27 protein-coding genes and 1 tRNA gene are annotated in these 26,810 nt (G+C 71.1%); 12 read left to right on the top strand and 16 right to left on the bottom strand.

Features of this window, described 5'->3' with window-relative positions; all coding sequences use genetic code 11:
- A partial coding sequence (locus LUM46_RS14980) for a glycoside hydrolase family 18 protein (protein WP_274994918.1) occupies positions 1–1,589 on the bottom strand: 1,589 nt, incomplete at its 3' end.
- Between the two features lie 445 nt (positions 1,590–2,034).
- On the opposite strand from LUM46_RS14980, the gene LUM46_RS14975 reads away from it, so the two are divergent.
- Positions 2,035–3,981: a helix-turn-helix transcriptional regulator gene (locus tag LUM46_RS14975; protein ID WP_274994917.1), complete on the top strand. Its 1,947-nt coding sequence runs from the start codon at positions 2,035–2,037 to the stop codon at positions 3,979–3,981.
- Between the two features lie 3 nt (positions 3,982–3,984).
- Here the strand turns inward: LUM46_RS14975 and dtd are convergent, their stop codons facing one another.
- The 8 genes from dtd to LUM46_RS14935 form a co-directional block, all read right to left on the bottom strand.
- Positions 3,985–4,410: a D-aminoacyl-tRNA deacylase gene (dtd, locus tag LUM46_RS14970; protein ID WP_274994916.1), complete on the bottom strand. Its 426-nt coding sequence runs from the start codon at positions 4,408–4,410 to the stop codon at positions 3,985–3,987.
- Entirely contained in the window at positions 4,407–5,456 is a 1,050-nt protein-coding gene (locus LUM46_RS14965; protein WP_274994915.1) for an asparaginase, read from the bottom strand. The genes dtd and LUM46_RS14965 overlap by 4 nt, the downstream gene beginning before the upstream one ends.
- A 5-nt stretch (positions 5,457–5,461) precedes the next feature.
- Positions 5,462–5,797: a DUF2516 family protein gene (locus LUM46_RS14960; RefSeq protein WP_274994914.1), complete on the bottom strand. Its 336-nt coding sequence runs from the start codon at positions 5,795–5,797 to the stop codon at positions 5,462–5,464.
- Between the two features lie 9 nt (positions 5,798–5,806).
- Positions 5,807–6,790, bottom strand: coding sequence for a permease prefix domain 1-containing protein (locus LUM46_RS14955; RefSeq protein WP_274994913.1), 984 nt, complete (start codon positions 6,788–6,790; stop codon positions 5,807–5,809).
- A complete protein-coding gene (locus tag LUM46_RS14950) occupies positions 6,790–7,164 on the bottom strand; it encodes a PadR family transcriptional regulator (RefSeq protein WP_274994912.1) in 375 nt (124 codons plus the stop codon). The genes LUM46_RS14955 and LUM46_RS14950 overlap by 1 nt, the downstream gene beginning before the upstream one ends.
- A gap of 84 nt (positions 7,165–7,248) precedes the next feature.
- Positions 7,249–8,364: an FUSC family protein gene (locus LUM46_RS14945; RefSeq protein WP_310243059.1), complete on the bottom strand. Its 1,116-nt coding sequence runs from the start codon at positions 8,362–8,364 to the stop codon at positions 7,249–7,251.
- Between the two features lie 52 nt (positions 8,365–8,416).
- Positions 8,417–9,568 (bottom strand): CAF17-like 4Fe-4S cluster assembly/insertion protein YgfZ, encoded by a 1,152-nt coding sequence (ygfZ, locus tag LUM46_RS14940; RefSeq protein ID WP_274994911.1) that lies wholly within the window; start codon positions 9,566–9,568, stop codon positions 8,417–8,419.
- 53 nt (positions 9,569–9,621) lie between these two features.
- Complete coding sequence (locus tag LUM46_RS14935) at positions 9,622–10,245, bottom strand: heme-binding beta-barrel domain-containing protein (protein ID WP_274994910.1); 624 nt, start codon at positions 10,243–10,245, stop codon at positions 9,622–9,624.
- A 152-nt stretch (positions 10,246–10,397) separates the two neighbouring features.
- Here LUM46_RS14935 and LUM46_RS14930 point away from each other — a divergent pair, with 152 nt between their 5' ends.
- Positions 10,398–10,757: a DsrE family protein gene (locus LUM46_RS14930; protein ID WP_274994909.1), complete on the top strand. Its 360-nt coding sequence runs from the start codon at positions 10,398–10,400 to the stop codon at positions 10,755–10,757.
- A gap of 83 nt (positions 10,758–10,840) precedes the next feature.
- Here LUM46_RS14930 and LUM46_RS14925 read toward each other — a convergent pair whose 3' ends face one another.
- Together LUM46_RS14925 and LUM46_RS14920 are read right to left on the bottom strand one after the other, a co-directional pair.
- Positions 10,841–11,281, bottom strand: a complete 441-nt coding sequence (locus LUM46_RS14925) for a DUF4395 domain-containing protein (protein WP_274994906.1) — start codon at positions 11,279–11,281, stop codon at positions 10,841–10,843.
- On the bottom strand, positions 11,278–11,727 hold the full coding sequence (locus LUM46_RS14920; RefSeq protein ID WP_274994905.1) for a thioredoxin family protein: 450 nt from the start codon (positions 11,725–11,727) through the stop codon (positions 11,278–11,280). Before LUM46_RS14920 ends, LUM46_RS14925 begins: the two co-directional genes overlap by 4 nt.
- Before the next feature lie 272 nt (positions 11,728–11,999).
- Between LUM46_RS14920 and LUM46_RS14915 the strand changes: the two genes are divergently transcribed.
- Positions 12,000–12,605 (top strand): YceI family protein, encoded by a 606-nt coding sequence (locus tag LUM46_RS14915; RefSeq protein ID WP_274994904.1) that lies wholly within the window; start codon positions 12,000–12,002, stop codon positions 12,603–12,605.
- A gap of 12 nt (positions 12,606–12,617) precedes the next feature.
- On the opposite strand, the gene LUM46_RS14910 is transcribed toward LUM46_RS14915, so the two are convergent.
- Positions 12,618–13,358 (bottom strand): hypothetical protein, encoded by a 741-nt coding sequence (locus LUM46_RS14910; RefSeq protein ID WP_274994902.1) that lies wholly within the window; start codon positions 13,356–13,358, stop codon positions 12,618–12,620.
- Positions 13,359–13,634: 276 nt separating this feature from the next.
- On the opposite strand from LUM46_RS14910, the gene LUM46_RS14905 reads away from it, so the two are divergent.
- Together LUM46_RS14905 and LUM46_RS14900 are read left to right on the top strand one after the other, a co-directional pair.
- Positions 13,635–14,465, top strand: coding sequence for a winged helix-turn-helix transcriptional regulator (locus LUM46_RS14905; RefSeq protein ID WP_274994901.1), 831 nt, complete (start codon positions 13,635–13,637; stop codon positions 14,463–14,465).
- Positions 14,466–14,504: 39 nt separating this feature from the next.
- Entirely contained in the window at positions 14,505–15,464 is a 960-nt protein-coding gene (locus tag LUM46_RS14900; protein ID WP_274994900.1) for an alpha/beta fold hydrolase, read from the top strand.
- A 2-nt stretch (positions 15,465–15,466) separates the two neighbouring features.
- Here the strand turns inward: LUM46_RS14900 and nth are convergent, their stop codons facing one another.
- On the bottom strand, positions 15,467–16,237 hold the full coding sequence (gene nth, locus LUM46_RS14895; protein ID WP_274994899.1) for an endonuclease III: 771 nt from the start codon (positions 16,235–16,237) through the stop codon (positions 15,467–15,469).
- 204 nt (positions 16,238–16,441) lie between these two features.
- Here nth and LUM46_RS14890 point away from each other — a divergent pair, with 204 nt between their 5' ends.
- The 4 genes from LUM46_RS14890 to LUM46_RS14875 all read left to right on the top strand — a co-directional run bounded on the left by LUM46_RS14890 (position 16,442) and on the right by LUM46_RS14875 (position 20,946).
- The gene (locus LUM46_RS14890) at positions 16,442–17,980 is read left to right on the top strand and encodes an MmgE/PrpD family protein (RefSeq protein WP_274994898.1); all 1,539 of its coding nucleotides are present in this window, start codon (positions 16,442–16,444) and stop codon (positions 17,978–17,980) included.
- Positions 17,980–18,885: a methylisocitrate lyase gene (prpB, locus tag LUM46_RS14885; RefSeq protein WP_274994897.1), complete on the top strand. Its 906-nt coding sequence runs from the start codon at positions 17,980–17,982 to the stop codon at positions 18,883–18,885. Before LUM46_RS14890 ends, prpB begins: the two co-directional genes overlap by 1 nt.
- Before the next feature lie 26 nt (positions 18,886–18,911).
- Positions 18,912–20,027: a bifunctional 2-methylcitrate synthase/citrate synthase gene (locus LUM46_RS14880; RefSeq protein WP_274994895.1), complete on the top strand. Its 1,116-nt coding sequence runs from the start codon at positions 18,912–18,914 to the stop codon at positions 20,025–20,027.
- A 241-nt stretch (positions 20,028–20,268) separates the two neighbouring features.
- Complete coding sequence (locus LUM46_RS14875) at positions 20,269–20,946, top strand: Crp/Fnr family transcriptional regulator (protein ID WP_116677089.1); 678 nt, start codon at positions 20,269–20,271, stop codon at positions 20,944–20,946.
- Between the two features lie 700 nt (positions 20,947–21,646).
- Here the strand turns inward: LUM46_RS14875 and LUM46_RS14870 are convergent.
- Positions 21,647–22,582 carry a metallophosphoesterase gene (locus tag LUM46_RS14870; RefSeq protein ID WP_274994893.1) on the bottom strand — a complete coding sequence of 312 codons (936 nt, stop codon included), beginning with the start codon at positions 22,580–22,582 and terminating at the stop codon, positions 21,647–21,649.
- A gap of 5 nt (positions 22,583–22,587) precedes the next feature.
- On the bottom strand, positions 22,588–24,927 hold the full coding sequence (locus LUM46_RS14865) for a transglycosylase domain-containing protein (protein WP_274994892.1): 2,340 nt from the start codon (positions 24,925–24,927) through the stop codon (positions 22,588–22,590).
- 108 nt (positions 24,928–25,035) lie between these two features.
- Here LUM46_RS14865 and LUM46_RS14860 point away from each other — a divergent pair, with 108 nt between their 5' ends.
- From LUM46_RS14860 to LUM46_RS14850, 3 genes are all read left to right on the top strand, one after another.
- Positions 25,036–25,203 (top strand): Sp36 family protein, encoded by a 168-nt coding sequence (locus LUM46_RS14860; protein ID WP_020017885.1) that lies wholly within the window; start codon positions 25,036–25,038, stop codon positions 25,201–25,203.
- Positions 25,200–25,667 carry a RidA family protein gene (locus LUM46_RS14855; protein ID WP_274994890.1) on the top strand — a complete coding sequence of 156 codons (468 nt, stop codon included), beginning with the start codon at positions 25,200–25,202 and terminating at the stop codon, positions 25,665–25,667. The genes LUM46_RS14860 and LUM46_RS14855 overlap by 4 nt, the downstream gene beginning before the upstream one ends.
- A gap of 132 nt (positions 25,668–25,799) precedes the next feature.
- Positions 25,800–25,876, top strand: a tRNA-Pro gene (locus LUM46_RS14850).
- 79 nt (positions 25,877–25,955) lie between these two features.
- Here LUM46_RS14850 and LUM46_RS14845 read toward each other — a convergent pair.
- Positions 25,956–26,519: a GNAT family N-acetyltransferase gene (locus LUM46_RS14845; RefSeq protein WP_274994888.1), complete on the bottom strand. Its 564-nt coding sequence runs from the start codon at positions 26,517–26,519 to the stop codon at positions 25,956–25,958.
- Positions 26,520–26,810: the final 291 nt, after the last annotated feature.

Genomic DNA, 26,810 nt, shown 5'->3' with positions numbered 1-26,810 from the left:
CTCCAGGCCGCCGCCGTGCACTCGTCGACCGGCGGGTCGGTCGGGTCGGTCGGGTCCGTCGGGTCCGTCGGGTCCGTCGGGTCCGTCGGGTCGGTCGGGTCGGTCGGGTCCGTCGGGTCGGTGGGGTCGGTGGGGTCTCCGCCCTCGACCGGCCCCGGCGTCCCTGATCCGAGCACGCCCTGCAGCGCGCCGGTCAGGGTCCCGGAACGATCACCGGACAGGTCCCACCACATGGCCCCGCCCAGGCCCTCGGCCCGGATGTAGTCGGCCTTCGCCCGGACGGACTGCTCGTTGTCGTACGACCACCAGGTGTTGCCGTCGTGCCGCCAGGCAGCGCCCAGCTCGGCGTCGTAGTACCCGGTACCCACGTTCTTGACGACGTCGTAGTCGTTGATGCCCGCCTCCCACTGACCCGAGGCCGGGCCGGTCGCGGTGCCCCACGCGTCGGACGACGGGGCGCCGGTCCAGCCCCGGCCGTACATCGCGAGGCCGAGGCCCAGCTGTGCCGGGTCGATCCCGGCGTCCGTGTACGACTTGACGGCCAGGTCGACGCTGAACTGCCGCGCCGGCTCGCGCGGGTCCGCAGGGTCGTGGTGCAGGTTGCCCTGGTGCCCGGTGAGGTTCGCGTCCCAGGCACCATGCAGGTCGTAGCCCTGGACGTTGCCGAAGTCGAGGTACTCGAAGATCTCCGGGTCGTTCCAGCCGCCCGCCTCGATGTCCGCCGGGTTGGCGGGCAGGAACGCGGAGAGCTCGTAGTCCTTGCCGGTCGTCGCGCCGAGCGCGTCGAGCTGCTCGCGGAACTCGGCGAGGAGGAGCTTGAAGTTGCGCTTGTCGTTGACGGGGTCGACGTGGTTGCCCTCGGCGCCGTTCGGCGAGCCCGGCCACTCCCAGTCGATGTCGAAGCCGTCGAAGACGCCGGCGGCGGCACCGGGTCCGCCGCGGCCGTCGATGACCGGCAGGTTGCCCTTGATGAACATGTCGATGCAGCTCGACACGAGCTTCTCGCGCGATGCCTCCGTCTTGGCCGCCAGCGAGAAGTTCTTGGACCAGGTCCACCCGCCCATCGACATCATGACCTTGAGGTCCGGGTGCTTCGCCTTGAGCTGCTTGAGCTGGTTGAACGAGCCGGCCAGCGGCTGGTCCCAAGCGTCTGCGGTGCCCGACACGGAGTTGGCCGCCGTGTAGCCCATGCCGTAGTCGGCCCAGGCGTCGCCCGCTCCGTCGGAGCCGTTGGGGCCGGGGCTCTGGGCCTTGTTGGCCTCGAAGCACTCGAGGTTCTGGTGGTGGATGTTCGCGAAGGCGTAGTTGATGTGGGTCAGCTCGTCGGCCACGCCGGACGTGTCGATCTGCTTGACCTGGTAGCCGCGCCCGTACACCCCCCACTGGGCGAAGTAGCCGACGCTGCGGAAGCCGTTGATGGCGGAGCCACCGGCAGCGGTGGCGGCGGTCTCCGTCTCTGCCGCGTGCGCGTCGCGCAGGCCGGCGCCGGCCACGGCGGCGGAGGCTGCCACGGCGAGCGCGGCCACCCCCGCGAGGATGCGTCGGCCTGTCCTGCTGATGCCTGACGGCGGTTGGTACGTCGAGTCCATCGTCTTCCCTCTCTCATCCGGTCGTCTCTGATCCGGTGGGTCACGCTGGTTACGCTCCTCTAAAAGTAAGGAAACCTGCGTTAATCGGGAATAAGGGAATTCCACACGGTGGGACTACGTAGTGGGACCGCGCCGGACGCGCGAGGTTGTTTCGGCATGAAACCTTCGACTCCGAAACAACCTCGTGCGGTACCAGGTACCTCACCGTCGAGGCGCAGCAGGATCCCAGGTCCGACGGCAGAACGCAGCAAAAGTCGTGCCCTCAGGTTGATGCGGGTGAAACGCGAGGAGGCCATACTTGCGAGCACCGTGAACGAATCCGGGAGGCTCGACGATGACCGCGCTGCCGCTGCAAGTCGTTTTTCCGCTCTCCCTCGGTGACCGCACCGTGGCGCCCCACGTCGCGTGCGAGCTCAGCCGACTGGTGGGTGATGAACCTGGATGTGTGGACCAGACAGCCCGGATGCTCGACGACGAGCATCTCCTCGGGACGGCGCTGATGCCGGACCCGCTCCCTGCCGCGCGTGCGGTCCGAGAGGCCGTCGGCCCGCTCGGGCTCGACGACGAAGCGCGCCGTGTCCTGCTCGTCGCCGCCGTGGCGGTGGTGGACCGCACGGAGGTGCTGCTCGCCGCGTCCGGCACCGACATCGACACACTCATGGCCGGACCGGCCGGCCGCCACCTGCACCTGGTGGGCGGCCGGTTCCGGTTCCACCATCCACGTATCCGCTCGGTGGTGCACGAGGACGCCGACCTCGCCACCCGCACCGCCGCCCACGTCGCCCTGGCGGAGGTGCACCGCAGGGCCGACGAACCGCTCATCGCCATGTGGCACACGGCGCTCAGCACGCTGGCCGGTGACCCCCTGCTCGCCGACGGGCTGGTCGAGCTCGCCGAGCAGCACCTCGCCCGGGGCGACGTCCACCGGGCGCACGAGGTGGCGCGCGAGGCCGCCAGTCACGGCACCGACCAGGTGCGGGCACGCGCGTTCGCGGTGGCCGGCCGCGCCGCCCTGTGGGCAGGGCAGGTGCACGACGCCGTCGTGCACCTGCGCCGTGCCGCCCATGCCGACGACGGCTCGGCCGCCGACGGGCAGCCCGACGCCACTCGTCCGCTCGGCATGGCGCTCGCCCTCCTGGACGGCCGGCCCGACGCCGTGGTCCCGGGTGACGCCTGTGGTGTCGACCGTGCGGCGATCGCCGCCGCACGCAAGACGATCCGCATGCTCGACGGCGCGCCCGGCGAGGCCACGACCATCCTGTCCGAGGTCGCGGAGCTCGCTCCGGCACGCCCGCCGAGCTGCTGGTTCGACGGTCCCGACGAGACGATGACGCCGCTCGCGGAGGCGCACCTGCGCGTGGCGCAGTCCTACCTCGCGCTGCGGCTCGGCGACATCACCGGGGCGGTGTCGGTGCTCGACGACGCCGTCGAGCGCCTCCCCGTCGCCCTCGCCTTCGGTGGGCTCGGGATCGCACTCGCGCGGCGCCTCGACCTGGTCCGGGAAGGGCACCTGAGCCGGCCCACCGCAGCGCTCGAGGCGTCGGTGCCCGGACAGGTGGCGCCCGTCGTACGGGCGGCGACGCTCGGCGACCGCGCCCAGACCGCCGTGTTCGACGGCCGCTGGGTCGAGGCCGCCACCCTGCTCGGGCTCGCTGCCGAGCGCGGCGGCGACGACCTGCGCCGCCTCTGGCTGCCCACGCCCGACCCGGTGGAGCTGCTCGTGCTCGCCGGCCAGGACCGGGCCGCCAGGCGCTCGCACGAACGGCTGCGGCTCCGCGTCCTGCCGACGGTCGGCCCCGAGTCGGCGGGCGGCTTCTCCGGCGGGCCGGTGCGACGGCGCCGGCTCGACCTGGCACGCGCCGAGCTCGCCCTGGCGGACGCGTCCGGGGTCAACCGGGCGCGCGAACGGGCCGTCGAGGCCTCGTTGCGGGTGGGTTCGACGTTCGAGCGCGGCCTGACCGAGCTCGTCGCGGCCCGGGCGTTCGCGCGCCTCGGACTGCCCGGGGACGCCGCCGCACACCTGCTCGGCGCCCACGAGCTGTTCGAGGAGTCCGGAGCGAAGGCCTGGGAGCACATCGCCGAACAGGCGCTGAAGGCACCGGGCTTCGTACCCACCGGTGCGGGCGAGACGGCGAGCCGGGCGCCGGACGAGCCAGCCGGCGAGCCCGCCGCCGACGTCACGCCGGAGGAGCTGTGCGGGCAGTGGGACGGCCTGCTCACCGAACGCGAGCTCGACGTGGCACGGCTGGTGGTGCAGGGCCGGACGAACCGGCAGGTCGCCGCGAGCCTCTACGTGTCGGTCCGGACGGTGGAGGTGCACCTGGGACGGGTCTTCCGCAAGCTCGGGGTGCGCTCCCGCACGGAGCTGGCGGTGCTGGCGCTGCGGGGGTGAGGCTCAGGCCTCGACGAGGATGGTCACCGGGCCGTCGCCCGTCAGCTCCACCTGCATGTCGGCACCGAACCGCCCGGTCTCGACGGTCAGGCCCCGCTCGCGCAGGGCGGCGACGACGGCGTCCACGAGGGGCTCCGCCACCGGCCCGGGCGCCGCCTGGTTCCACGTGGGACGGCGCCCCTTGCGGACGTCGCCGTAGAGCGTGAACTGGCTGACGACGAGCACCGGCGCGCCGACGTCGGCCACCGACTTCTCGTCGTGCAGGATCCGCAGGTCGGCGATCTTGCGGGCGATCGTCTCGACCTGGGCGGGACCGTCGTCGTGCGTGACGCCGACGAGCGCCAGCACACCCGGCTTGTCGATGGCACCCACCACCTCGCCGTCGACGGTGACCGAGGCGCGGGTGACGCGCTGCAGCACCGCCCTCATCGGCGGCCCTCGTACGCGTCGGCGAAGACTGCTCGGACCTCCCCGACGGGCCGTCCGCCGCCGAGCACGGGCACGCGCCCCAGCCCGTCGAGACCGCCCGGGTACACGCCCGGCAGACCGGCGGCGCCCGCCGCGCGCAGAGCGGCGGCGAGGATCGCCGGCCGGGAGCGTGCGGAGCCGTCGAGCACCTTGAACGCGAGGGCCGAGCCGTCGGGCAGCCCGGCGGCGTAGACGCCCTCGGCGCCGTCCTTGGCGACCAGGCCCGGCACCGCCTGCATGGCAAGCGTGGCGTCCCGCCCTGTGCCGCCCACCATGTCCGGGTGCGCGGAGATCGCGCGGCCGGCGCGGGCATCGTGCGAGCGGACGTCGACGGTGGGCGCCGCGCCGAGTATCGAGAACGCGCGGGCCAGACCCAGCAGCGTCGTCGAGAACAGGGGGGCGCCGCAGCCGTCGACCGTGGTGCGCATGACTACTTCGGCGTCACCGGTCATCTCCAGGATCGTGGCACGCATGGCGCGCTGCAGCGGGTGCTCCGGCGACAGGTAGGTCTGGATGTCCCAGCCCTGTGCGAGGCAGGTGGCGAGCATCGCCGCGTGCTTCCCGGAGCAGTTCTGCGCGAGCGGCGCCGGGCCCGGCCCGCCGTTGTGGGGCGCCATGTGCCACTCGAGCGCGGCCGGTGCGTAGAGCGGCAGGTCGGGCGTGTTCTGCAGCGCACCGGAGCCCAGGCCCACCGAGCCGAGGATCTGCAGCACACCCTCCAGATGGAACAGCTCGCCGTTGTGGCTCGCGGCGGACAGCGCCAGCAGGCGGTCCGGCAGCTCCAGGCCGGCGCGCAGCATCGCGACGAGCTGCAGCGGCTTGAGCGACGACCGCGGCCAGATCGGCGTGGTCGGGTTGCCCACCTGGAGCACCGGACGGCCGGAGGGGTCGAGCACCACGAGGTGTCCCAGGTGCACCGACTCCACCAGGTCGCCACGGATCACCTCGGCGAGCGGCGCGGCGTCGTCGAGCACGCTGGCCGACGCCGACGTGCCTGGCCGGGCCATCGGCGTCACCATCCGCTCTGCGGGCCGCGGGGCCGGTTCCCGGTCCCGTACGGCTGCAGACGGGGGCGCAGGTTCACCCAGTAGATGATCGCCGGCGCCACCGCGATGATGTTGAGGAAGGAGCCGAACATGAACCCGCCCTGGAGCCAGCCCTGCGGCAGCCCGAGGAAGCCGAGAGCGGCGGCGAAGCCCAGGATCGCCAGCCAGCCGGCCTTCGGTACGCGCCCTTCGGCGCGGTAGCCCTTGTCGGGCCTACGTACGGCGTCGACGAACGCGACGACCTGCACGACGAAGACCACGAGCGCGAGCGCGGCCATGACGAACCACTGCAAGAATCCCACGGCGCGAGCCTACGGCACGGGCCGGTCGTTCCCGTGGTCGGCGCCGAACAGCATCCGGGCCACCATGAGCATGAACGCGGCCACGCCCAGCAGGGCGGGAAGCAGCGCCCACAGCCAGCCCACCGTGAACCCGACCAGAAGGAACGCCGCGCCGGTCAGTGTCCACAGGACCACCGCGTAGATGCCGAACCTGGCAGCCGCCGCAGGGTCCCTCTCGAAACGGTCGCCGACCTGCGCATGCTGCCGTGCCTGCTCCAGGACCCACGGCTTGTGCCGGTTCGTCTGGGTGGCCACCAGGTAGGCGAGCCATGCCCCGCCTGCGACGAGCAGGGGCACCGCCGTCTGGAACACGACGTAGACACGATCGAACACCAGGACGCTCTCGACCCCTGCGACCACACCGACCACAAGAAGGGCGGACGCCACCCCGTACGCGGTCGCGCGCCGCCGGGGCATCCCGTAGCTCGAGGCCGTCTCCCGCATGAGGGACGCCGCGACGATCCAGCCAACGGCAGGGCCGGACAGGATGAGCCCGACGGCCATCGCGGCCAGGACCATATAGCTCCCGGGCTCGAGCCGGTCTGCGTTGCCCAGGACCAACGCCACGACCGTGACGAGCGGAGCGAGAGCGAGCAGCGCGACCGCCGAGGCCACGACGACTCCGGCGACGTACCGGCGCGCCACGGGCACCGGACGCCGTGCGGCCGCGGCGGCAGCAGCGCTCGAGGTCGCCGGGCTGGCCGTCGGGGGCGTCAGCATGCCACCTTCTGCCGCCGGACCGGACGCCTCCTCGGCGAGCGCCCGCACGTCGCCGAGCTCGTCGACCGCCCGCCGGGCGGCCTCGTCGGGGGCGACGCCACCCGCCGTCAGCTCCGCGACGCGGTCCAGGAGGTTCGCGCGGATCTCCTCCTTGAGGTCCTGCACGTCGGGGGTTGCCGGGAGCCCCGCGAAGGCTTCGTCCAGCAGGCGATGCACCGATGTGCTCGTCATCATCAGGAACCTTTCAGGTCGAGGAGGGAGTCGATGGTGCGCCGCGTGACCACCCACGCGTCCACGTTGCGCCGGTACACGGCCCGGCCCGCATCGGTGATGCGGTAGTACTTGCGCCGTCCGCCCTGGGACTCGTCGCCCCAGTAGGCCTCGACCAGCCCGTCCTTCACGAGCCGCCGGTAGGCCGCGTAGAGCGTGGCCTCCTTGATCTCGTAGTCGCCGCCGGTCGCGTCGCGGATCGCCTTGTAGATCTCGAACCCGTAGCGGTCCTCGCGGCGCAGCACACCCAGCACGATCGTGTCCGTGTGGCCGCGCAGGAGGTCGGCGGCGAAGGCGTCCGCCCCGCCGTCCGACGTCGTACCGCTCTCCTTCTGCATCACAACCAGTACTGTATCTGATGAACTACTACACCACAACGATACCGATACCGGCGGTGGACCGAGCGTGGCCGGTCCCGGGGCTCAGAGCTCCGGGAGGGCGTCCCGGGCCTCGCCGGGGGTGGCTCCCGCGGCTTCCAGCGCGTCGACGACCGGCGACCGCAGCAGCATCACCAGGGACTGCACCTGCCAGTCGCCCTCCCCCACGGTCCGTGGGTCCACCTGGGCGGCGACGGTGGTCAGCACGTCGCGCCCGCGAGCGCCGTCGGCCCCGGAGCCGACGTCGGACGCGAGCTGGCGCACCCCCGTGGCGAAACCCTCGACCAGGCCGGCCACGGGCTCGACGTCGTGGTCCCCCTCGAGCACCGGGAGCACGCGGCGGGCCAGCACCCGCACCGACCGCATGGTCCGGTCGACGAGCACCGCCTGGTCCTCCAGCCGGCCGAGCTCCCCGCGGTGCACCCGTCCTACGGAGATCCGGGCCAGCTCGCGTGCACCGCGCGCGGCCTCCTGCCACTCGGCGAGCACGGGCTCGGACGCGCGCCCGCGCACGAGGGCCGCCCGGACGTCGTCCTCGTCGCGAGAGCGCAGCCCGCGGGCGAGCGTCTCCAGCGTCTCGGCGAGCTCGGTCACTGCCTGTTCGGCCAGCGCACGGGGCCGGCGCCGGGTGTCGCCGGGTGTGAGCAGCGCGACGAGGAGGGCGACGGCGCCGCCGATCAGCGCGTCGGTCCACCGGCCGAGCGGCCCGCCGGAGACCGACGGGAGACCCACCACGATGATCGCCTGGACCCCGGCCTGCGTGACCAGGAGGGCGCCCCGGTCGATGAAGCGAGCGGCGGTGGCGGAGATGAACAGCACCAGGCTGAGCTGCCACCAGCCCGACCCGATCAGGTGCACGATCAGGTCGCCCATGGCGACGCCGACGGCCACGCCCACCGCCATCTCGGAGACCTTGCGGACGTCCCGCTGCGCGGAGAAACCGAGGAGCACCCACGCCGCGACCGGGGCGAAGAAGGGCTGCTCGTGCCCCAGCGCGTAGCGCGCGATGAGGTAGGCGGCGCCGGCGGCGAGCGACGCCTGCGCGATCGGGATCAGGCCCGCCCGCGCCCGCGTCCAGCCCTGGCGCAACCGGGTACGCAGCATGAGCGTGCGCATGGCCTTGCGCCACATCTCGTCGGCCGAGCCGGGCAAGGAGGTCACGAAGGCATCTTCGCATCCGACCGATCGCCGGACACGGGACCTCGCCCGTGGGTCAGATCAGGCTGCCCGGCCCGCGCAGGCCTCGGGTCAGCGGGCCGTGCGACTCGGGGCGGTCGACCGACACGCCGTCGCCGGGAACCACCACCTCCTGGGCCGCGGACACCTCGAGGGCCTGACCGGAGACCTCACCGACCACCATGAGCTCGGCCTCCTCCGGCACGTTGCGCTTGAGCACAGCGAGGCCGATGGGGCCCAGCTCGTGGTGACGGGCCATCGAGGTGAGCGTGCCGACGACCTTGCCGGCTCCGCCGTCCGGCGCCGGGAGGCGCACCTCCGCGCCGGGCTCGGGAAGCAGGTGCTGGGAGCCGTCGAGGTGCAGCATGACCAGCCGGCGCGGCGGCCGACCGAGGTTGTGCACGCGGGCGACCGTCTCCTGGCCCCGGTAGCAGCCCTTGTTGATGTGGACGGCGGTCCGCAGCCAGTCCAGCTCGTGCGGGATGGTGCGGGGGTCGACCTCGCGCGCGAACCGCGGGCGCCACGCCTCGACCCGGAGCGCCTCGGTGGCCCAGGTGCCCGCGAGCGGCCAGCCGGCCGCCTCACGCGCGGCGACCTCCGCCTCGAGGTCGGCACGCGGCACCAGCACGAGACGCCACGGCCGGGCGGCCCCAGGGTGCTCGGACTCGGGGGGCCCGTAGCGGGTACCACCGCTGACCACCGTCGGCCAGGCGTCGTGCCAGGTCACGGGCTCGCCCTCGATGCCGTCGGCGGCGACGGGCTCACCGATGGCCGCCCACTCGTCGGTCACGTCCGCGACCTCGACGCGGCGCGTGAACCTCATCCGATCGAGCCAGCCGGCCAGGCCGGGCGCCGACTCGCGCTCGGTGATCAGCCACGTGGCCTCGCCGTCGTCCACGACGCCGGCCACGTGCTCGATGTGGCCCTGCGGCGACAGGACGAGCAGCTCCGTGCTGGCCCGGGGCGCCAGGCCCTCGAGCTGCTGCGAGGTGATGGAGTGCAGCCAGGTCAGCCGGTCGGGCCCGGCGACCCGCACCACGCCGAGGTGCGACTGGTCGACCACCGCCCCGCCGCGCGACAGGGCGCGCTGCTCGGCCGTCGGGTCGCCGTAGTGCCAGGCGATCCCGGCGTCGGGTCCGGCGGCGGCGACCGCGCCGTGGCGGCTCAACAGGGGGCTCTCGTAATCCATGCTCACCTCAGGTGCAGCGTTGTGGGCGGACGAGGCATTCCCCGCCCGCGTTGTCACTGCCGGTCCAGCTCCGCCGAGGCGTACGAGCGCAGCGGCTCGCCGAACGCGGCGAGCTCCTCCACCCACAGCAGGCGGCCCTGCACCAGGCCGTACAGGCGCTTCGACGCACGCACCTCGGACGCCGTCGACGTCCGCGCGATGGCGTCCGATGCCAGGTCGATCCGACCGTTGCCCGCGGCGCCGACGTAGACCGTGATGCGCCCGGAGGCGTCGGCCACGAGCACCTCGAGCGCGTGCTTGTCGTCCTCGAGGCCGTCGGGACGGTCGGTCGACACGCGCCAGTAGCCCGTCTCGGTGGACCAGACGGTCCCCGCCGCCGCGACGTCGCCGTCGTCGGCGGTCTCGGGCACGTCGTCCTCCGACTCGGTCGGGTCCGGCACGGGTGCGGGCCACTCGCCGTCGTCGGGCAGCTTGTCCGGGACGGCGTCCTCCAGCACGCGCAGCGTGGACTCGAACCGCAGGTACGGGCCGCCGTCGTGGTCGAAGACCAGGTCCTGCACGAACGTCTTCTTGCCGATGCCCGGGTACTCGATCACCCCCTCGCCGCGCCAGCGGCCCACCAGCCACGCCAGCGGGTACACCTCGGGCGAGAGGCCGTCAGGGAAGGTGAACGTCATCAGCGCTGACCGGTGTACAGCTTGTAGACGACGTAGCCGGCGAACCAGGCGACCGCCACGGCGACGGCGACGATGAGGCCGGTGAAGATGAGCTCAAGGGCATGGATCGACATGGTGTCGATCCTAACGGTCCACCGCTTACAGTCAGCGGCATGCGCCAGCTCGTGATCAAGACCACTGCAGGCCTGGACCGGCCCGAGGCCACCAACCAGGCGTTCACCGTCGCGGCCGCCGCCGTCGCGTCCGGGGCCGAGGTGAGCCTGTGGCTCACCGGGGAGTCGGCGTGGTTCGCGCTGCCCGGGCGGGCGGCCGACCTCACGCTCGAGCACGCGACGCCGTTGCCCGGCCTGCTGGACGTCGTCCTGGCCGCCGGGACCGTCACGCTCTGCACCCAGTGCGCCGCACGCCGGGACATCACCGAGGCGGACGCGCTGCCCGGGGTCCGCATCGCGGGCTCCGCCCTCTTCACGGAGGAGATCCTGCGCGAGGGGGCCCAAGCCCTCGTCTACTGATCAAGGTCGGCAAAAGGTCAGGTGATCGGCAGTCCGGACTGCCGATCACCTGACCTTTTGCCGACCACCTGAGCCGGGGACCGTCAGGCCCGAACCAGGCCCGTCCGACGCAACAGCAGGTACATCTCGCACCCGAGGCACAGCCCGACGACGGCGTTGAGCGCCGCGGCGACGAATGCCACGGCCGCCGCGATCGGCACGGCCGGAAGCACCCCGAAGAACCCGAGGATCACGCCCACCGCGGTGACGAAGAGGCCGATGCCCTGCGCGAAGCGTGGCGGACGCCGGTCCTCCATCTCACCGGGCGGGCCCAGCCGCGGCCGGACGAACTTCTTGAACAGCATGCCCTGCCACGAGCCCTCGGCCCCGCGCAGCGTGCCGAGCAGGAAGCTCAGCATGATGAACGTCAGCAGCCACAGGCCGGCCGTGCTCGCGCCGAGCAGCACCACCGCTGCCAGCAGCACCGCCGTGATGCTTGCCCCCACACGCGGCCCGCGTGGGTCGATCCCCTTGCTCACGCTCATGACTGCCCTTCGTCCGCTTCGGCCACCGCAGGCGTCGGGACCCGGTTCAGCGCCTGACGCGCCTGGGTGTCGGAGACCACACCGCTCATCCGGGCCACCTCGCGCCCGCCGCCGTCGACCACGAGCACCGTGGGGGTGCGCTGCACGCCCAGACTGCGCACGAGGTCGAGGTGGTCGTCCACGAGCAGCTCACGGTGACCGACGCCGGAGCTCGACCCGGTGAGCCCGCCGAGCACACGCGAGGTGGACCGGCACGCGGCACACACCTCGGCAGAGAACTGCACGAACGTCACCCGCTCCGCGAGCGCGATCCCGGCCGACGACCAGTCGATGCCCGCGGACGTCTCCCGGGGTGCGCGCACAGCACCCTGACGTGCCGACCACCACACTCCGAGCGCTGCGGTACCCAGCACGAGCACGACGAGCGCTATCACCTGTCCCAACATTTAACCCACGATGCCGTGTGTTGCTCGTCCAGACAAGTCCTCACCTGCAATGACACCTGTCACAGTGCAGGCCTCTCCCTTCTCGCAGCGTCGCGCGCGTGATTTCCTTGGCACCGCACGTGGCCGCAGCAGTATTTATCGTGCCGAAATGCCGACGAAGCCGATGCCGCCCCGGTGGTAACGTGCATGCATCCGCATATATGGGAGAATTTGCTGAGATGGAAGTTTTGCCAACGCGCACCTGGAATGGAATAACCATCCCGGCGGCCGGGGTGTACAAGATCGACCAGAACCACAAGCGGCTCGGCTTTCTCGCCATGCACATGATGGTGAGCCCCGTGCGCGGCGAGTTCGCCGAGGGCGAGGCGACGGTCGTCGTCGCCGAGGACCCCCTCGTCTCCCAGGTCACGTGCACCATCCGGACGGCGTCGATCGGCACCCACGTGCCCGACCGCGACGCCCACCTGTCCAGCCCGGACTTCCTGGACGTCGAGAACCATCCCACCATCGAGTTCCGCAGCACCGGCTTCCGGATGCGGACGCAGGTGGACCCGATCTTCTCGTGGGCGCGGCTCAAGGCGGGCACCGCGGGCCGTCGTCCGCACGACCCGACCCAGCCGGACGGCTCGTTCACAAAGTTCGTCATGGACGGCCTGCTCACGGTCCGCGGCGTGACGCGCCCGGTCTCGCTCGAGTGCGAGTTCGGCGGCGTGGGGCACGACCCCTACGGCCAGGACATCTTCGGTTTCCACGGCAGCTGCGACATCGACCGCGAGGAGTGGGGTCTCCTCTGGAACGTCGCGCTCGAGGCCGGCGGCGTCCTGGTCGCCAAGAAGGTCCGCATCGAGATCGCCGGCGAGATGATCCGGCAGTCCTGAGCGCCAGTCACCTCAGAGGATGACCATCCGGCCCACGACGAACACGAAGATGCCGCACACCGCCACGGGCAGCGCGCTCGCCGCGAGCCCGGCAAGTCGCGCACCACGGGCCGGCAGCCGTTCGAGCAGCAGGTGCAGCGCACCCACGACGACACCGGCGACGAGCCCGCACCAGAGGCCGCTCACCGTGTCGATGTTCGGCAGCAGCGTTCCCGCGGTACCGCCCACCAGCACCGCGGCGACCGCGGAGATCCCCAGCGCGACCCAGCCGCGGACCGGCAGTGCCGACACGGCCGCCGCGACAGCCAGCGCGACAGCGCTCGTCACCACGAGCGCGGCGCCGGCGTCGGACCGCGCCGCGGCGATCCAGCCGGAGGTCGTGATGGCGGCGACGACTCCGGCCACGGTGCCCGACACCGACTCGGTCAGCTGGGGCCGGCCGTCGCGGCGCAGCATCTGCGCGATGAACGCGAGCACCACCGCACCGGCCAGGACGGTCGGCAGGTGCCGTAGCACCGGCTCTCCCTGCGTGAAATAGGTGGCAGCCGCTCCGCCGATGCCGCAGAGCGCCACGACCAGCCGCGTGCTGCCCGCCGCGGGCAGCCGGAGCAGCGAGGGCCAACCCAGCGCGACGAGAACCACCAGGACCACGACCGCCGCCACGAGGGGCAGCGGCCGGGGCTGGACGTAGGACGCAGCGGCGACGAGGGCCGCGAGCGCAGCAGTCGTCACGGCGCGGGTGGAGACGGACACGGGACCAAGTTTTCCAGAGTCTGCCCGAGTTCCTTCAATCGCAGCCTCTGAACCGCCTGATCACAGGCCTGAGAGAGACGAGCGACACTCGCGTCATGTGCGCGTCACGGGTCCTGAGCAGCATGGTGGTACCCAGGAAAAGGGCGTGTAACATGCACGCAACAAGCAACAGGGCAGACTTCCGCAGAGCCAGTTGGACGCGACGGGACGTCTCGCGACAGCGAGACCCGAGCCAGGGACGGTTGCAAGACGCCGGTTCCGAGAGGAGGTGCGTCAATGGCAGAGCTGTTGATCCTCACACCCGCCACCGGTGGGTCTGCCGAGGTACTGCCCGCACTAGGACTGCTTTCCCATCGGGTACGGGTGCTTCCGATGGAGCCTTCGGCGCTCGTCGACGCCCCGGACGCGGATGTCGTCCTGCTGGATGCCCGGCGCGACCTGGTCGCGGCCCGCACCACCTGCCGGCTGCTGCACGCCACGGGACTCACCGTGCCGCTCGTGCTGGTTCTCACCGAGGGCGGCCTCACGGTCGTGACCCACGAGTGGGGGGCCGATGACCTGTTGCTGGAATCCGCCTCTCCCGCCGAGGTCGAGGCGCGCCTGCGCCTGGTGATCGAGCGCTCCGCGCGCGGCCCGGCCGAGGAGTCCCAGCAGGAGATCTCGGCGGGCGAGCTGGCGATCGACGCCGGCGGGTACACGGCCCGGCTTCGCGGTCGCCCCATCGACCTGACCTACAAGGAGTTCGAGCTCCTCAAGTACCTCGTCCAGCACCCGGGCCGGGTGTTCACCCGGGCCCAGCTGCTGCAGGAGGTCTGGGGCTACGACTACTACGGGGGCACCCGGACCGTCGACGTCCACGTGCGGCGGCTGCGGGCCAAGCTCGGCCCCGAGCACGAGCAGCTCATCGGCACGGTGCGCAACGTCGGCTACCGGTTCGACCCGCCGAAGGAGCAGCGTCAGGTCGAAGAGGTTCCCGCACCGCCGCCCCCGGCGGCAGCCCCGCCCGTCCAGCCCGGCGCCGCGCCCGACGCCACCCCGCAGCGGACCACCACGGACGACCCGGGCGCAGGACCGACCGGGAGGCGGGTCGCGCAGACCGGTCACTGAGCCGGGCGCACACGGCACCGAGCGCGTAGGTTCGTACCTGTGACCGCACTCTCGGCCAGACCGGCCGTCCGCACGGCAGCCACCAGCGACTACACGTGCGCCCTGGTCGAGGGCCCGTGGCAGCACGAGTTCGTCTCGTCGGGCGGGTCGCGCTTCCACGTGGCGGTCGCCGGGTCGGAGAGCCGCTCGGCGCCCCTGGTCCTCCTGCTGCACGGCTACCCCGAGTTCTGGTGGGCCTGGCGCGCGCAGATCCCCGCCCTGGCCGACGCCGGCTACCGCGTGGCGGCGATGGACGTCCGTGGAGTGGGCGGGTCGGACAAACCGCCGTCGGGCTACGGGGTACCGACACGGGCGGCGGACGTCGCGGGCGTCGTCCGGTCGCTCGGCCGCGAGCGGGCGGTGGTGGTGGGGCACGGCACGGGCGGCACCCTTGCCTGGGCGATGGCCGCCCTGCACCCGGACACGACGGCGGCGGTCGCCGCCCTGTCCAGCCCGCACCCCGCCCGGGCGCGCCTGCACAGCCGGGCCGCGCTCACGACAGCGGCCCTCCGCGAGCTCGCATACCTGCAGCTCCCGACTCTGCCCGAGCGGGCGCTGGCCCAGGGTGACCTCGTGGCACGCACGCTCGCGCTCGGCGCGGCGACCCCGCTCCCCGATGACGCGGTAGGCCTGTACACGTCGGTGATGCGCATCCCCTTCGCCGCGCACTCCGCCGCGGAAGCGCTGCGCTGGGCAGTGCGGTCGACGCCCCGGATGGACGGACGCCGGTTCGGCACCGCGCTGCGCCGTCCGCTCGATATACCGGCCCTCCAGCTACAGGGCGGACGGGACGGCATCGTGCGGCCCGAGCGCGCCGACCTCGACGCCGTCGCTCTCGCGCCCGACCTGCGTTACGAGCTGATCCCCGGTGCCGGCCACTTCCTCCCGGAGGAAGCCCCGGACGAGGTCAACCAGATCCTGCTGGAGTGGCTTGCCCGCGTGAGCCCGGCACCGCGATAGCACTACTTGAGCGGCAGGCCCGCGGACTCCGAACGCTCGGGCGCCGGCCGCACCAGCTTCGCTGCCTTCTCGGGGTCGGTCTCACCCGCCCCGTACGAGGGGCACAGGTCGGAGATGCTGCAGGCCCCGCACGCGGGGTTGCGCGCCACGCACACCCGTCGGCCGTGCCAGACGAGGTGGTGGCTGAGCTTGGTCCAGTCCTTCTTGGGGAACAGCTCCCCCACCTCGGTCTCGACCTTCACCGGATCCTCCTCGGTGGTGAGGCCGAGCCGCCGTGCCACCCGCCCGAAGTGGGTGTCCACGGTGATTCCCGGGACCCCGAAGGCGTTGCCGAGCACCACGTTCGCCGTCTTGCGCCCGACGCCCGGGAGGGTGACCAGGTCCTTCAACCGGCCCGGGACCTCGCCGTCGAACCGCTCGACCAGCGCCTGGCCCAGGCCGATCACTGCGCGCGCCTTGGCGCGGAAGAAGCCGAGCGGCCGCAGGATCTCCTCGAGCTCGTCCGGGTCCGCCTCGGCGTACGCCTGGGCGTCCGGGTACATCACGAAGAGCTCCGGCGTGGTCTGGTTGACCCGGACGTCGGTGGTCTGGGCGCTGAGCACGGTCGCGATCAGCAGCTCCAGCGGCGTCGTGAAGTCCAGCTCCGCCCGAGCATCCGGATAGGTCTCTCCGAGCAGGCGATTGACACGCCGCGCTCTGCGCACGAGCGCCAGCTTGCTCTCCGCCGTGCCTTTCGCTGCCTTATCGGGTTCGCGTTCCCTGACTGTGGTCACATCCGCCACACTAACGATCCTCACCGACATTCGGCCCCGAGCTCGGCCGCCCGGTTTGGCGCCGTGTACCTAGGACGCGGAGTATGAGAAGGTCGAGGACGCACACGCCGTCCACGAGCCGTGCGTCGCACCCGATGCCCCACCCCACGGTCCGGGCAGCACCCGGACCTCACGACGGTCCACGTGAATCGAGGAAGAATCACCATGCCGTACACGCACCACCTGCGCGTCTACCCGTCCGCCGAGCCGCTCGAGCGCACCGACCAGCTCGCCTGGAAGCTCGCGGAGCTCGCCACGGACGCCGTCGAGCCCACCGCCGAGGTCACCGACATGGTGATCAACCGCGTGATCGACAACGCCGCCGTCGCGGCGGCCAGCCTCACCCGTGGTCCCGCGGTCTCGGCCCGGTCGCAGGCGCAGGCGCACCCGTACCGGCCCGGCTCCACCGTGTTCGGCCTCGCGCACGAGGCGACGAGCAGCCCCGAGTGGGCGGCCTGGGCCAACGGCGTCGCAGTGCGTGAGCTGGACTTCCACGACACCTTCCTCGCCGCCGAGTACTCCCACCCCGGCGACAACATCCCGCCGATCCTCGCGGTGGCCCAGCATGTCGGCTGCACCGGCAAGGACCTCGTCCGCGGCATCGTGACCGGCTACGAGATCCAGGTGGACCTGGTCCGCACGATCAGCCTGCACAAGCACAAGATCGACCACGTGGCACACCTCGGCCCGTCGGCTGCGGCGGGGATCGGCACGCTGCTCGGGCTCGACACCGAGACCGTGTTCCAGGCGATCGGTCAGGCCCTGCACACCACCACGGCCACGCGGCAGAGCCGCAAGGGCCAGATCTCCACGTGGAAGGCGCACGCCCCCGCGTTCGCGGGCAAGCTCGCGGTCGAGGCGGTGGACCGCGCCCTGCGCGGCCAGACCTCCCCCGAGCCCATCTACGAGGGTGAGGACGGCGTCGTCGCCTGGCTCCTCGACGGGCCGGACGCCGCCTACGACGTGGTGCTCCCCGAGGCCGGCGAGCCGCGCACCGGCATCCTCGACACGTACACCAAGGAACACTCCGCGGAGTACCAGGCGCAGGCGATCATCGACATGGCCCGCGCGCTCGGCAACGAGCGGCCGGAGCTGCGGGACCCCAGCAACATCCAGGGCATCGTCCTGCACACCAGCCACCACACGCACCACGTGATCGGCTCGGGCGCCAACGACCCGCAGAAGTACGACCCGACGGCGTCCCGCGAGACGCTCGACCACTCGGTCCCGTACATCTTCACGGTCGCGCTGCAGGACGGCGGCTGGCACCACGTGGACTCCTACGCCCCCGAGCGCGCTCAGCGACCCGACACGGTGGAGCTGTGGCGCAAGGTCACCACCGCCGAGGACCCGGAGTGGACCCGCCGCTACCACTCGACCGACCCGGCCGAGAAGGCGTTCGGCGGCCGCGTGGAGATCACGCTCGCCTCGGGCGAGGTCGTCACGCGCGAGATCGCCGTGGCCGACGCCCACCCGCTGGGCGCACGCCCCTTCGCCCGCGCCGACTACGTGCGCAAGTTCCGCACCCTGGCGGCCGGCGTCCTGGAGGACGCCGAGATCGAGCGCTTCCTCGCCCTCGCGGAGCGCCTGCCCGAGCTCACGCCCGCCGAGGTCCGCGAGCTCACGATCGTCGCCGCCCCCGGCGTGCTGGACGCGGTCGACGCCCCGACGGGCCTCTTCGAGCTGGGTGCGGAGAGCCGCTGATGCTCTACTCCCACCTCACCGCGCCGGCCAAGCGCCGCGCCTTCCGCGAGGCCCTCGCCGGACCGGACATCCTGCGTCTCCCCGGGGCGTTCAACCCGCTCAGCGCGAAGCTGATCCAGGACAAGGGGTTCGACGGCGTCTACGTCTCTGGGGCCGTCCTCTCCGCGGACCTCGGCCTGCCCGACATCGGCCTGACCACGCTCACCGAGGTGGCCGGCCGGGCCGGCCAGATCGCCCGGGTCACCGACCTGCCCGTGCTGGCCGACGCCGACACCGGGTTCGGCGAGCCCATGAACGTGGCCCGCACGGTCCAGACCATGGAGGACGCCGGTGTCGCCGGCATCCACATCGAGGACCAGGTCAACCCGAAGCGGTGCGGCCACCTGGACGGCAAGGAGGTCGTCGGGCTCCCCGACGCCGTCCGGCGCGTCCGGGCCGCCGTCGACGGCCGCCGCGACCCCGACTTCCTCATCATGGCGCGCACCGACGTGCGCGGCACGGAGCCGGGCGAGCGCGGCCTGAAGCTCGCGATCGACCGGGCGAAGGCCCTGGCCGACGCGGGGGCCGACGCGATCTTCCCCGAGGCGATGCAGGACCTCTCCGAGTTCGAGGCCGTCGCCTCGGCCCTCGACGTCCCCGTCCTCGCCAACATGACGGAGTTCGGCAAGTCCGAGCTCTTCACCGCCGAGCAGCTGCACGACGCCGGTGCGCGGCTCGTGATCTACCCGGTCACCCTGCTGCGCATCGCGATGGGTGCCGCCGAACGGGCGCTGGACCAGATCTCGGCGTCGGGCACCCAGGACGCCCTGGTGCCCGAGATGCAGACCCGCGCACGGCTCTACGAGCTCACCGACTACGCGGCGTACAACCACTTCGACTCGAACGTCTTCACCTACAAGCCCTGAACTTGTCTCGACACGAAGGAGTGCACATGACCGAGACCACGGAGATCCGCAAGGGTCTGGCCGGTGTCGTCGCCGACACGTCGGCAATCTCGAAGGTCAACCCCGAGACCAACTCGCTGCTGTACCGGGGCTATCCGGTGCAGGAGCTGGCCGCGAAGAAGACCTTCGAGGAGGTCGCCTACCTGCTGTGGCACGGCGAGCTGCCGACTCCGGCACAGCTGACCGAGCAGACGGCCACCGAACGTGTGCACCGCGAGCTGCCGGACAACGTCCGCGACGCCATCCTCGAGCTGCCCACCGACTGCCACCCCATGGACGTGTGCCGCACCGCGGTGTCGGTCCTGGGCGCCCACGACCCGGCGGCGGAGGACTCCTCCGTCGAGGCCGAGCTCGCCAAGTCGGTGCGCCTGTGGGCCGTCCTGCCCGCCGTCGTCGCGCTGGACCAGCGCCGCCGCCGCGGCCAGGAGCTCGTGCACCCGCGCGAGGACCTCGGCTACTCCGCGAACTTCCTGTGGATGACGTTCGGCAAGGAGGCGGAGCCCGCCGTCGTGCAGGCCTTCGAGGCCTCTATGGTGCTGTACGCGGAGCACTCCTTCAACGCCTCCACGTTCACCGCGCGGGTCATCACCTCGACGCTCGCCGACCTGCACTCGGCCGTCACCGGCGCGATCGGCGCCCTGAAGGGTCCGCTGCACGGCGGCGCGAACGAGGCCGTGCAGGCCACGTTCGAGGAGATCGGCACGGCCGACAAGGCGGAGGCGTGGCTCGAGGACGCCCTGGCGAGCAAGAAGAAGATCATGGGGTTCGGCCACCGGGTATACAAGAACGGCGACTCGCGCGTGCCGACCATGCGGGCGGTGCTCGGCGACCTGGCAGAGCACTACGGCCAGACCGAGGTGCTCGACCTGTACGACACGCTCGAGAGCGTCATGGGCGACCGGAAGAACATCAAGCCGAACCTCGACTACCCGGCGGGCCCGGCGTACCACCTGATGGGGTTCGACACGAACATCTTCACGCCGCTGTTCGTGGCCTCCCGGATCACCGGCTGGACCGCGCACATCATGGAGCAGCGCGCCGCGAACGCGCTGATCCGGCCCGTGTGCGAGTACGTGGGACCGGAGCAGCGCAAGGTTCCCTGAGCGGTTCCTGGGACGCCCGTTCCAAACTCCCAGGTGAGACCCCCTAGGATTTATGGACGGGCGTCCTACTTCGCACCGAGCAAACCTGACATCCCGCACGAGGCGGACGATCACGTCGGTCTGCGCGCCACGCGGACGCCACGAGAGAACCCGATGACCCGGCATTCTCGTGACATTGAGGCAGACTGAGAGGTGGAAAAGACTGATGGACGAAAGTCCCCGACACGTGAGGACACCACTGGTGGACGACGAAGTCGTACTCTCTGCCCCCCTCTTCGCGGACATGGAAGGCGAGGAGACGCGCGCGCTCTTCGAGTCCATGGTGCCCGTGGAGCTGGTCCGGGGTGACGTGCTCTTCCGCGAGGGCGAACCGGGTGACCGGCTCTATGTCATCGCGCAGGGCAAGATCAAGCTGGGTCGCCGGTCGAGCGATGGCCGCGAGAACCTGCTGTCGATCCTGGGTCCGGGCGAGATGTTCGGGGAGCTCTCCCTGTTCGACCCGGGTCCCCGTACCGCTTCGGCCTCGTCCGTGTCGGACTCCGTGGTCTACGAGCTGCGTCACGAGTCGCTCGTGCGCTGGATCGCCGACCACCCCGGTGTCGCCACCCAGCTGCTCGGCGCGCTCGCGCGTCGCCTCCGGCGCACCAACGAGACGCTCGCGGACCTCGTGTTCTCCGACGTCCCGGGCCGCGTGGCCAAGGCGCTGCTGGACCTCTCGACGCGCTTCGGCGAGCCGAACGACGACGGCATCCGGGTGGCGCACGACCTCACGCAGGAGGAGCTGGCGCAGCTCGTCGGCGCGAGCCGCGAGACGGTGAACAAGGCCCTGGCCGACTTCGCGACCCGCGGCTGGGTCCGCCGCGAGGGCCGTGCCGTGGTCCTGCTGGACCTGGACCGGCTGGAGCGCAGGGCGCGCTGAGTCCAGCAGTTGTGGCGAGTCAGAGCCAGGTGGTCGGTACCCGTGGGTACCGGCCACCTGGCCTTTTCAGTTAAACCCCGCGAAAGGAATCCCAAGGCCTACGATCAAGGCTGCCCACCCCCACAACCAGAATGTCCGGGACCTTCTCCGCGCAGCAAAGCCGACCAGCACAGGGACCGCCAGCAGCGCCATCGCGGCCAGGAAGTACCTGATCCCGGCCCCCGGATCTGGTTCTGAGCACTCCAGGAAACAGCCGCCGACTGACGCAAAGCCGAAGATGATCGTCAGCCCCAGGGGAATCGCCACAACGGTACTAGCGCCGAAGACGAACAGGGCGGTCGACATCTGTTCACGGGGCTGCGCCACTGTTCACTCCGATCGCCGCAGGAAGTTCCGACGGCACAGTATTGCGGCCAGGCTCAGTGTTGCTCCAGGGAGGAGATGAGGGGATGCAGTCCCCATCAAAGGGAGAACTCGTGACATCGACACCATTCGATGTGACGGCCGCCTGAAGCTCGAAACACTGCGGCGAGATCGACCCGCCTGGCACATGCACGACGGCCCTCAGCGCCTCTGCCCTGACGGAGCCGCGCCAGTACTCGCCGACACTCGCCGACACTTCCGCTTCGGTGAAAGACCCATCGGTTCCGGCTGTCTCAAGACCTGTAACGTGCGCCGTCGGTGCATCGCCCGACCATGATCATGGAGTCGCCGTCAGCGTCATCAGCGTCGCCTCGGGGCGGCACGCGAAGCGGACCTGCGTGTAGGGCGAGGTGCCGGCGCCCGCGGAGACGTGCAGCCACGTCGAGCCCTCGCCGCCCTCGCGGTCCGGCCGGGCTCCGGGCCAGCCGTGCAGGCCGGACGCGCGGGTCCGGTCCAGGTCGCAGTTGGTCACGAGCGCCCCGTAGAAGGGCAGGCAGAGCTGCCCGCCGTGCGTGTGGCCGGCGATGATCGCGTCGACGCCGTCGGCCGTCAGCTGGTTCAGCACCCGCTGGTAGGGCGCGTGCACGACGCCGAGGCGCAGCACCGCGTCCTCCTCGCCGGGCACGCGGCCCGGCTCCGGCATGACGTCCCGGTCGAGGTGGGGGTCGTCCATGCCGACCAGCCCGACGGTGCGGCCGTCGCGCAGCTCGACGAGCCCGCGGCTGTTGTCGAGGTCTAACCAGCCGGCTTCGGTGAACGCCTTGGTGAGCGACTCCGTGGGCAGCGGGACCTTGTCCTCCCGCTGGACGCGAGCATCGGGCAGCAGATACCGCGCAGGATTCTTGAATGTCGGCGCGTAGTAGTCGTTCGACCCCATGACGAACGCGCCGGGCACGTCCATCAGCTGACCGAGGACATCGAGCAGCGGCGCCAGCGCCTGGGTGTGGCCGAAGTTGTCGCCCGTGTTGATCACGAGGTCCGGCTCGAGCGCCGCGAGCGAGCGCACCCAGGCCTGCTTGGTGCGCTGGCTCGGCGTCAGGTGCAGATCCGAGATGTGCAGCACCCGAATCGGGCGCTGCCCAGGTGGCAGCACGGGCACGGTCACCCGCCGCACGCGGAAATGCTTGGTCTCCACGTGCGCGTAGGCCAGTCCGGCGACGGCGACGCCCCCGGCTATCCCGAGCGCCTTGCCGACGTTACCCAGCGTCCCCATAGAGATCAGTCGTTCCCGTTGTTGCCGCCGTTGCCGTTCCCGTTCCCGTTGCCGCCGCCGTTACCGGAGTCGCCGCCGCCGTCGGAGTCGCCCTCATCGCCGGAACTACCGCCGTTCGAGCCGCCCTCGTCGTCGTTCTTCGGCTTTGGCGGGGCGGGCTCCTGGCCGACAAGGTTCGGGTCCTCGGGGCCGAACTGGCCGATCGGCATGCCGGCGCTGGCGGCCTCGGTGTACGACGACCAGATCGGCCCAGCGACGTAGGAGCCGTACAGCGGTCCCTCGCGGTAGACGCCCTTGACGGTCGTGTGGAAGTGCTGGACGTCGCCCTCCGCGTCACCGACCCAGACCGACGTCGACAGCTGCGTGGTGTACCCCGTGAACCAGGTGTGCCACGAGAGGTTCGTCGTGCCGGTCTTGCCGGCCGAGGGACGCCCGCCCGAGAGCTCGTTGCCCGCGTACGTACCCTTGGTGAACACGTTCTCCAGCGCGTGGGTGACCGTGTTGGCGATGTTCGCCGGAAGGGCGTTCTTGTCGCAGTTGGCCCCCGGCACCTTCATCTGCTTGCCGTCCCCGTCCTTCACCCTGAGGATCGCGATGGGCGAGCAGTAGGTGCCCCCGCTGGCGAAGGTGGCGTACGCGGCCGCCTGGTTGAGCGGCGAGGTGGGCTGCGTACCGAGGATCATCGGCGCCTGGATCTCGATGTCCTCCACCTTGGCCTTCTCGAGCGGGCGCGAATACCGGGCGCCCTCCGAGTTGGTGTCAGGGATGGACGTCGGCCGGTAGCCGATCTTGTAGGCGGTGTTCCGCAGGTCGCACAGGTTCAGCTTGAAACCCATGTCGGCATAGGCGGTGTTCACCGAGTTGTAGGTCGCCTTGAGCACCGGCATGCTGCCCGACCCGGCGCCGTCGGAGTTGAACGGCTTCCACGGCTCGGCGGCAGCCAGGTTCCCGACACACGGTGTGTTGAAGTCCTGGGGCCACCGGGAGACCTGGTTCGCGTTCACGATGTCGTTGAGCTGGCGCCCGCTCCGCAGCCATTCCGCCAGCACGAACGGCTTGAAGTTCGAGCCCGGCTGGAACCCGCGCGAGTTGCCGTGCGAGTAGTCGGCCGCGTAGTTGACGGTCGTCGTGCCGGAGGGACGCTCGGCCCCGGACGCATACGGCACGTTCTGCGCCATCGCGAGGATCTTGCCGGTCCCCGGCTGCACCGAGGCGATCGCGCTCTCCAGGCCGCTCGAGTCCCCGACCGGGACGGCGTCGAGGACGGCCTTCTCGGCCGCACGCTGCTTCTTGATGTCGAGCGTGGTGACGATCTTGAGGCCACCGCGGTAGAGCAGGTCCTGGCGGTCCGCCTTCTTCTTCCCGAAGGCGGGGCTGGCCATGACCTCCTTGATGACGTAGTCACAGAAGAAGGCGGCACCCTTGGCGGAGTCGCATCCGACATCCAAGGGCTGGACGTCGAGGCTGTCCGACAGCTTCGTCGCCAGCGCCTCGTCCCGCTCCTCGGTCGAGATGTAGCCCAGCTGCCACATCTTGCCGACGACGAGGTTACGGCGCTCCTTGGCCTTCTGCGGGTTCTCCACCGGGTCGAACTGGTTCGGTGCCTTGGTGATGCCGGCGATCGTCGCCGCTTCGACCACCGACAGGTCGCTCGCCGACTTGTTGAAGTAGTGCCGCGAGGCCGTCTCGACGCCGTACACGCTCCGGCCGAACTGCGCGATGTTGAGGTAGCCCTGCAGGATGTCGTCCTTGGACATCTCCTTCTCGAGGGCGATCGCGAGCTTCGCCTCGCGCAGCTTGCGCGTCAGCGAGTCCTCGCGAGCCTCCAGGATGCCGAAGGTGTCACCTGCCCGGTCGGCCTCCTCGATCAGGACGTTCTTCACGTACTGCTGGGTGAGCGTCGAGGCGCCCTGCATGTCGCCGCCGCCGAAGTTCTTGACCGCGGCGCGCGAGATGCCCTCGGGATCCACGCCACCGTGCGTGTAGAAGCGCTCGTCCTCGATGGAGATGACGGCGTTCTTCATGTTGGCCGAGACCTTGTCGAGCGGCACGACGATGCGGTTCTGCGCATAGAACGTGGCCAGCTTCGTCCTGCCGTCGCTCGCATAGATCTGGGACTGCTCCGACAGTGGACCCGGGACAAGCTCGGCCGGCACCTCCTCGAAGACCTCGACGCCGGTGTCGACGGCGGTGTTCACGCCGGATGCGAGCGGGATCACCAGCCCGGCCGCGATCACGCCACCAGCACCAGCGGTGAGCACGAATGCGAGAAGGAGTCCGATGAGCTGCGCGGCGGGGATGGTTCGGGTGATCCGGCGCGGCTCGCGAGGGTTCGCCATGGCCATGAGCCCAGGTTACGGGGTGACCCTGAGCGGGCGCGCCGAAACTGGAGCCGCCCGTGTGCAGGTCTCGTGGGGAATCGCCGTCCTCGATCGCGGGCTAGCATCGTCGGCATGGCAACGAAGTGGGAATACGCGACGATCCCCCTCCTCATTCACAACACCAAGGCGATCCTCGACCAGTGGGGCTCGGACGGCTGGGAGCTCGTGCAGGTGGTCCCCGGACCCGACGGCACGGGTCTCGTCGCCTACCTGAAGCGTCCGACGGGCGGTGACGCATGACCCACGAGAAGCGCCTCGCCGAGCTGGGCATCACGCTCCCCGAGGTAGCGGCGCCGGTCGCGGCGTACGTACCGGCGGTGCAGACCGGCCGCTACATCTACACCTCGGGCCAGCTGCCCTTCGTCGACGGCGCGCTGCCGGCGACCGGCAAGGTGGGCGACGGTGCAGGTCTGGTCTCCCCCGACGACGCCGCGGCCTACGCACGCACCTGCGCGCTCAACGCCCTCGCAGCGGTCCGATCGGTCACGGGCTCGCTCGACACGATCTCCCGGATCGTGAAGGTCGTCGGGTTCGTCGCGAGCGACCCGTCGTTCACCGGCCAGCCCGCGGTCATCAACGGCGCCAGCACGGTGCTCGGCGAGATCTTCGGCGACGCCGGTATCCACGCCCGCTCCGCCGTCGGCGTGGCAGTTCTCCCGCTGGACTCGCCGGTCGAGCTGGAGCTCGTCGTCGAGCTGGCGTAACGCCTCCGCAGCGGCCCGGAACGGGCGTGATCGGACCCACTCCGGATTCGGTTTCCGTTCCGGGCCCTGCGTCGGCTATTCTGAGCAGGCTTCCGCGGAAAGGCTTCGTGCCTGTCGTGCCGTGGACTCCATCGGGGTGTGGCGCAGCTTGGTAGCGCGCTTCGTTCGGGACGAAGAGGTCGCAGGTTCAAATCCTGTCACCCCGACCATGGGAAAGGCCCTCTGACCAGCAGAAATGCTGGCACAGAGGGCCTTTTCGCTCTCTCGAGGGCCTGCGCTGCGAACGCGCTAAGAAGCCGGCACAGGCGGACGCCAGTCACGCCGGAGCAGCCCGAACACCCAGCTGTCGGACACGTCTCCGTCCACGATGCAGTCTTCCCGCAGCGTCCCCTCGCGCACGAATCCCAGCTTCTCCAGGACCCGCGCCGACCCGATGTTGCGGGTGTCCGTCTCGGCCTGGACCCGGTTCAGGTCCAGCGTGTCGAACGCCCACCCCAGCAGGGCGTGCGCAGCCTCCGTCGCGTAGCCGTGCCCCCACGCGGACCGGTCCAGGCAGTAGCCCAGCGACGCACTGCGGAAGTCAGGGTTCCACTCCATCAGGGCGCACCACCCGACGAAGGCCCCGTCCTCCACGCGATCGATCGCGACGCGGGCACCGGACCCCTCTTCCGCCAGCCGCTCGCAGACCGCGAGGAATCGCTCGGCGCGGCTGGGGTCCGTCCAGCGCGGGGAGTCCCAGTAGCGCATCACCTCGGCACTGGTGTGCAGTGCGACCAGGTGGTCGGCATCGGCTCCGGCGAAAGGTCGCAGACGCAGGCGGGAGGTGTGCAGCTCGGGGGTCGGCAAGGTCATGCGCCCATCGTGCGACGCCAGGCGCCGGTGGGTCACGGGATTTCCGCGGTCAGAACGGATGCGGACGCCGGGCGCCACGCCCGCCGCGCCATCGAACTTCTCACTGTCGATGGAGCCGACTGACACCAGCCGTGGTTCCGCCTTCAGCAGACGGTGCCCGTTGGGCGCGCACTTCGAACACCTGTCGGATAGATTGATGCCATGATGCGCACCAGTGATCGAACACGACGAACGCCTGACGGCTCTCCTCCGTCGGCGCCGCTCGGCGTGGACGGTGCTGCGCTCCACCCG

It is taken from the genome of Promicromonospora iranensis (assembly GCF_028994805.1).
GTDB classification, from domain to species: Bacteria; Actinomycetota; Actinomycetes; order Actinomycetales; family Cellulomonadaceae; genus Promicromonospora; species Promicromonospora iranensis.
This window is presented reverse-complemented; position numbering and strand designations above follow the sequence as displayed.